Origin of the sequence: Streptomyces sp. NPDC002490 (assembly GCF_040296045.1) — a bacterium.
In the GTDB taxonomy this organism is placed as follows: Bacteria; Actinomycetota; Actinomycetes; order Streptomycetales; family Streptomycetaceae; genus Streptomyces.
On record NZ_JBEOWM010000113.1, the window covers coordinates 1 to 4,742 of the forward strand.

At 67.9% G+C, this 4,742-nt stretch carries 4 protein-coding genes and 1 pseudogene; 1 reads left to right on the forward strand and 4 read right to left on the reverse strand.

The annotated features are described in order from the left end of the window. Positions 1–203: 203 nt before the first annotated feature. Entirely contained in the window at positions 204–743 is a 540-nt protein-coding gene (locus tag ABT092_RS30740; RefSeq protein ID WP_351249773.1) for a hypothetical protein, read from the reverse strand. 264 nt (positions 744–1,007) lie between these two features. Between ABT092_RS30740 and ABT092_RS30750 the strand changes: the two genes are divergently transcribed. Beyond that, positions 1,008–1,235 (forward strand): hypothetical protein, encoded by a 228-nt coding sequence (locus ABT092_RS30750; RefSeq protein WP_351249779.1) that lies wholly within the window; start codon positions 1,008–1,010, stop codon positions 1,233–1,235. A gap of 736 nt (positions 1,236–1,971) precedes the next feature. Here the strand turns inward: ABT092_RS30750 and ABT092_RS30755 are convergent. The 3 genes and pseudogenes from ABT092_RS30755 to ABT092_RS30765 all read right to left on the reverse strand — a co-directional run. Next, positions 1,972–3,279: a right-handed parallel beta-helix repeat-containing protein gene (locus tag ABT092_RS30755; RefSeq protein WP_351249775.1), complete on the reverse strand. Its 1,308-nt coding sequence runs from the start codon at positions 3,277–3,279 to the stop codon at positions 1,972–1,974. A 35-nt stretch (positions 3,280–3,314) separates the two neighbouring features. Continuing rightward, positions 3,315–4,274: a helix-turn-helix domain-containing protein gene (locus tag ABT092_RS30760; protein ID WP_351249777.1), complete on the reverse strand. Its 960-nt coding sequence runs from the start codon at positions 4,272–4,274 to the stop codon at positions 3,315–3,317. 240 nt (positions 4,275–4,514) lie between these two features. After that, a pseudogene (locus tag ABT092_RS30765) lies at positions 4,515–4,742 on the reverse strand (hypothetical protein); the annotation flags it as partial.

The window sequence follows — 4,742 nt, forward strand, 5'->3', positions numbered from 1 at the left end:
CATGGAAGATCGCCTTCTCAATTGGTGAAGCACCACAGGTCAACGGCCTGATACCTAAGACGAATACTTCAATCAGAGCGAGACGACATAGTCGGCATCGGTGTACTCGTCGCCGGGACCGCGGGCGAAGTCGGTCACCTCGTCTGTCCGGTCCAGGGGATCTGTCACAGCGTCTCCGTTCGCCTCGCGTGGCGGGAGTTCGGTCAGGCCGCCTGATCCACATCGGCTCCGGTCTTCTTCATGCAGGCGTCCTCGACGGCCGTGAGACTGATCTGGCCGTCGTCCCCGAGAGCCATGAACTCCGTGAAGAGGGTCCAGCCGCGCTGTTTGAGGATCATCCGGGCGTAGTCGGTCGCGCCGTCCGGGGTCTTGCGTACCCTCTGGTCGTGGGTGCGCCAGTCCCGTTCGCGCAGTTCGCGCACCGCGGCGTCGTAGCGGGCGATGCTGATCGGGGTGGTGTCGGTCGATAGGGCCTTGAGCGAGACGCTGCACGACCGTGGCGTTCCCGGCTGGGCGTTCGCGGCTCCACGGGCGAATTCCTTGTCCGCCGGGATGTCCGCGTCGGCGGCCGAGGTGTCGAGGTCCTCGCGCACGACCTCCTTCGAGAGCGTCCCCGTACCCTGGGGACGGGGCGGCACCGGAGTGACGGCCGCTCCGGCTTCGGAACCGCCCCTACCGCACCCCGCAGTTCCGACCACGATGATCGCCACCGCCACGGCAGCGGCCCACTTCGTCCTGCCCACAGCTCGTACTCTCCCCTGCAGAGGCGTGCGCCCCCGTGACCTGGGAGGAGTGTGCCACGAGGTGCTGACGCAGCAACCCGCGACCACCCACCTATGCCCTGCGCCGGCAGGGGCTTCTCGGCGGGGGCCTTCTGCGTTCGACCGTGAGGACTACAAGGTCCGACGCGTGGTCGAGTGCGGGACCAACCGTCTCAAGCTCAACCGGGCGGTTGTCACCCGGTTCGACAACCTCGTAGTCCGCTTCGAAGCCATCAGGGGTTGGTGTTGTCCGCGGACAACACCAACCCTGCGTACGAGCCGGGTGCGCAGCACACCCCCGACGCCTCGGTATACCGGGCTGCGGCGGACGTGCACCGGGACACCCCCCGCAGGGCGCTGGAGCAACAGGCCAGGGACGGTTCGACAGCCGTCCTCCACAGCCTGGCGGGCCGGGAGGACCTGCCCGACGGCCTCGCCATACGACTGGCGGGCAACGGGGTGGGTGATGTCTGACTGACCATGGGCCCGCAGAGCAGACGCGGACACCCGACGGCGCTGCGGTCGCTGGAAGTCGCCGCCCTCGCCGGCAAACCTGGTCCCGGGGGTGCGCGTGCTCGGGCCCAGTGCCGCGAGCGGCACCCGCCCACACTCTCGGTGTTCGCAGCCGACCAACACGGCAAGGTCAGACTACGCGCACGACGGCCAACCAACCCACCCCGGTGGTATCGCTGGCCACGCCGGCGAACGACCAGTCGTGTATCGGTCACGACATCCCCACCATGCCCTGCCCACCGGGCCCCGGCGTCCACCGCGATCATGACGCGCCGGCATCCGCCACCCGGCCCGACTCGTTGGGCAGGACATGACCCACTCCACCAGCCGCCTCGACCTACTCGCCGAGAACGCAGTCCTCGCGTGTGCACTCGCCGACGAATGGACCCCGGGAGGTCTCGGTCCGCGACCAGCCAGCGGCTTCAACCGGCAGTAGCAGACGGCCCGGAAGCGGCGGCCGACCAACCGCCACACAACCGTGATACCCAACCCGTGATCGAGACCCGTGAACACCTTCGTCCACCACCGGGTCGGCAGCGCGCTTCAGCCCACACCCTCGGAGACCATTCCTCTCCCAGAGCCTCCAACACAGCCCTGTCCCAGACAAGTTCCCTCTCCGGCCGTTCCACCCACCAACACAATTCCTCGTTGGCGTGCGGGGTGGTACAGGCGCTCGCGGCGGAGCACGGCACCTGGCTCAGGGGGCAAACTGGTATGCGCCCGCGTCTGGCCTTGTGGTAGACACAGGGTCTCCCGTGAGGTCTGTGCCGTAGGGGACAGGCACACCACGGGCGATCGCGGGGCTGGCGCCGGTGAGCCGGAGGTCAGTGGCGGAGACGAAGGCAGGGTCGCCGAGGACGGAGCGGGGGCCTGGATGGAACTGCGTCTGTGCGCCGAAGTGGACGCCCGCGTCCTCGTCCGCCCCGGCTCCGTCCTCGTAGCCGGTCTTGCCGACCGCTTTGATGATGTTGTTGCGGAGAGTGAGGACGTTCGGGGCGCAGCCCGCGTAGCAGACCCAGCCCTCGCTCCGTGGGCCCGTCAGGTTCACGGAGTTGTTGATCGCCCGAGTGCCGTACACGGGGCCTGTGCCGGTTTCCGCTCCCCGGGTGACCAGGAAGGCGCTGGCAGGATGGACCGAAGTGACGGCGTTGAAGGCGAAGATGTTGCCGTCGGCGGTCCGGCCCGGCTCTCTGCCGAGTTCGGTGAAGGTGGTGTTGTCACGGGCGGTGTTGTACTCGACCCGGTTGCGGTCGCCGTTGAAAACCTCGACTGCCGCACCGTCGTGGCCGAAGTCGTAGCTCACGGCGCGGGAGTTGGTGATCAGGTTCCGGGTCACGATGTTGTCGTCACCGTTCAGCAGAACGCCGAAGGCGCCGGAGTCGTCCGAGCCGCCCGGGGTGTTGACGCTCATCTTGTTGTTGTCGGTGAGGGTGCTGTTTTGGAGGGTGTTGTGGTGGGCGTCAGCGGCGACGGAGACACCTACGACGTTGTTGTCCGCCCACACGGAGGACAGGAGGTTGTGGCTGCCCCGAATCTCGAACCCCGCCCACAGACAGTCGCTCGCGCGGATCGAACCGATGCGCCAGTACGATCCGGTGACGCGAACGCACTCGGGAACTGCGCCGCCGATGACGGGCGGCGAGGCGGGGGTGCTGCCGTACGCGGTGATGCCGATGGGTGCGGACGGGGTGCCGCTGGCGGACAGCAACAGCGAACCGGCCCAAGTCCGGCCACGGCGGAAAGCGACGGTGTCTCCCGGGTACAGGGCCGCGGAGTTGACCCGGTCCAGGCTCCTCCACGGTGCGGCGGTGGTCGTACCGCTGTTGCTGTCCTGGCCAGTCACTGCGTCTATGTAGTAAGTCGTCCCGGTCGGACTTCCCGCCGCCCTTGGGCTGGTGTGGTCCGAGGCGAATGCCTGTCCGCCTGCGAACGTGGCGACGAGCAACCAGACGAGGGACAGCGCAAGGGTGAAGCGGACACGGGTCGTCGGGGCAGCCATGCTCATGCCTCCAATATCCGGGGGCGCGGCAGCCCCATGGTTCAGCCCCCTGGTGAAGGGGGCCCGCTGGGTTCGAAGCTGAACTCCTGGTCCTGACCGCCGTCGCAGTTCTTCTGGGAGAGTTCCGCACCGTTGTCCGTGTCCACCTCTCCTCCGAGGGAGCCCAGACACAGGCTGGAGTGCAGGGGCCGCAGGCGGTACACGTTTCCCCTGCCGGGCCGGGCCGGCTCCACAGCAAATCGCTGATGCGCCGACCCCTTGCAGACGACAGGGGCCACCAGCGCACCAGGGACCCTGTATGCGAGATCCACCGTCAGACACCCGACGCCGTGCTCGGGGTGGTGCCACTGGATCTGGTAGACGCCCACACTGACCCGTTCCAGGTACGTGGATGGTTCGACCGATCGGCACGGCCGCTGGACCGCGAGCGGCCGTTTCGTTCTGCCGTTACGCTCACGTCCTTCGCCGATGCACAGCCCCCTCCCCAGGACGTGCTGAGACCGCATCTGGTACCAGCCGGCCGAGGGCAGGGACGCCGCCGACGGAGCGTCGTCGCGGTCCTCCGAGAGCTTCAACGCCGTGCCGATCGCCAGAGACACGGCCAAGGCCACTGCTCCGGCGATCGACATCTTCAGCACACGGCGGCGCGCTCTGACCCGGCGGCCGCAGCCGTCCACCGCCGGAGCGCCGTTCCCCTCCCCGTCGTCGTCCACGGCTGATGCCGCCTTGTCGGCCTCTTCAGCCTGAACAGTCTCCGCGGCCGCCTCCTGCACGCGCTGCCGGGCGCGCAGCCAGCAGGTGACCGCGGCCTCGTCCAGACCCACCGCCCGTACCAGGGACGCGACCAGTTCTGGCCGGGGCAGGGTGTCACGACGGAGCGCGGACGCGAGAGTGCTCGTCGGCAGTACCTCGTCGGCAGCCTGGGCCTTGGCCGCGAGCTGGCGGTAGGTAAGCCCTGACCAGTCACGCAGATCCCTGAGTGCCGCTACGTACTGCAGCACGGTCAGCGGACCGCGGGGACAGACAGGATCTTCCTCACACCGATGGCTCACGCCAGAAGGATCCGAGTCTCAAAGATCCGCAACAAGACGGGAATCCAGCCGTTCACTACATGTCCCGAAGAGAGCACACCCGCGCGCCCTGTCCAGCAGCGGGGCGGGCGAGAAGGTGAGCCCGCCCTCTCCTTCACTCCGTCGGTGTGGGTTGTGATCGCGGAGTGAGGGGCGGGGCCGGGCGGCGGGTCAGGCCCGCGCGAGAAGCCCGGTGTCGATGAGGAGGTAGAGGTAGTAGCGGCCACTGCGCAGTCGGCAGTCCCAGTCGACCACATCGGGTCGGTTGTCGAACCAGTAGCGTCCGCTGGCGTTGCAGCGACTGAGAAAGTGTTGGGTAATTGGGTGATTACTGGTTCTTGAGGTCGTCGGCGAGGCGGCGGGCTGCTTCGGTCTCGATGGGGCCGTGTGGTTCGATCT